1 pseudogene is annotated in these 1339 nt (G+C 70.3%); it reads left to right on the top strand.

Annotation, left to right across the window (positions count from 1 at the left end):
• A pseudogene (locus tag ACFQ9R_RS34675) lies at positions 1-1110 on the top strand (Fe-S oxidoreductase); the annotation flags it as partial.
• Positions 1111-1339 lie beyond the last annotated feature (229 nt).

Below are 1339 nucleotides of genomic sequence, written 5' to 3'. Positions count from 1 at the left end.
ACCGCGCGTCAGGAGCAGGGTCAGGGCGAGGGTGTCGAGGTTGTCGATGTCTCGCAGTTGATGCTGGACTCGATCACCCGTATCGATTCCGCGGCACTGTCGGCGAACCTGGTCGTCGTCCAGGAGCCCAAGGCTGAACCGGAACCCGAGGTGGAACCGGAGCCGGTGGCCGAGGTCGCGACCGCGACCACCGCCGCGCCGAAGGCCGCTCCCGCCGGTGGCGGCCTGGGTATGAAGGGTGCTGCCAAGGCTCCCGGCGGTGGACTCGGGATGAAGGGCGCTGCCAAGGCGCCGGGTGCGAAGGCATCCGCTGAAGCGCCTGCTGCTCCGGCCGCAGCTGCTCCGGCCAAGGGTCTGGGCATGAAGGGTGGAGCGAAGGCTCCCGGTGGCGGGCTCGGTATGAAGGGTGGCGCCAAGGCCCCTGGTGCCAAGGCTCCTGCGGCTGACGCAGCTCCGGCAGACGCGGCTGCGGCCGCTGAGACCGCGGCCCCTGCGGCTCCGGTCAAGGGGCTGGGGATGAAGGGTGCTGCCAAGGCTCCTGGCGGGCTCGGGATGAAGGGTGGGGTGAAGGCGCCGGGGGCGAAGGCTGCGGCTGCTCCTGCTGCGGAGGCTTCTGCCGCCGAGGCTGCTCCCGCCGAAGCCGCTCCCGCTGCGGCGCCCGCCGCGCCGGTCAAGGGGCTTGGCATGAAGGGCAAGGCTAAGGCGCCTGGTGCCAAGGCGGCCGCCCCGGCGGCTCCGGCAGCTGAAGCGTCGGCAGCGGAGGCGGCTCCCGCTGAAGCTCCTGCCGCGCCTGCGGTTTCGGCTCCTGCCGAATCGAAGCCGTCGGTTCCCGCCAAGGGGCTGGCTATGAAGTCCGGGTTGAAGCGTCCAGGGCCGAAGGCGCCCGGTGCTGCGGCTCCGGTTGAGGCGGCTCCGGCTGTGGCTCCGGTTGAGGCGGCTCCGGTTGAGGAGCCGGCTGCGGCCGAAACCGAAACTGCTGCGGCGGAACCGGCTACTCAGGCCGAGCCTTCCAATGGCAACGGCAACGGCACCTCGGTGGCGCCGCCGACTGCCAAGCCGGGCGGTCTCGGGTTCAAGTCCGGTGCGAAGTCGCCGGGGCGTAAGAACTGACAGCTGAAGACGAACTATCAGTGAGGCGCGGATTCTTCGGAATCCGCGCCTCGCTGGTTTTCTGCGGATGTACTCGGGTGTGCCGGGTGGGGTGGTTCTGTGGACAGTTGTTCGGTAGTCCCAGGACGGTTTGACGCTGTGTTTATTGGCGCGCTGGCGCGCGCGTGTCCGCGGCCCTGAGGGGCCGCCGGTTAGGCGCCGCGGAATCGCTCCTTCGTCGCATCTCCGC

The organism is Nocardia sp. NPDC056541, assembly GCF_042794235.1.
Taxonomy (GTDB): domain Bacteria; phylum Actinomycetota; class Actinomycetes; order Mycobacteriales; family Mycobacteriaceae; genus Nocardia.
This window is presented reverse-complemented; position numbering and strand designations above follow the sequence as displayed.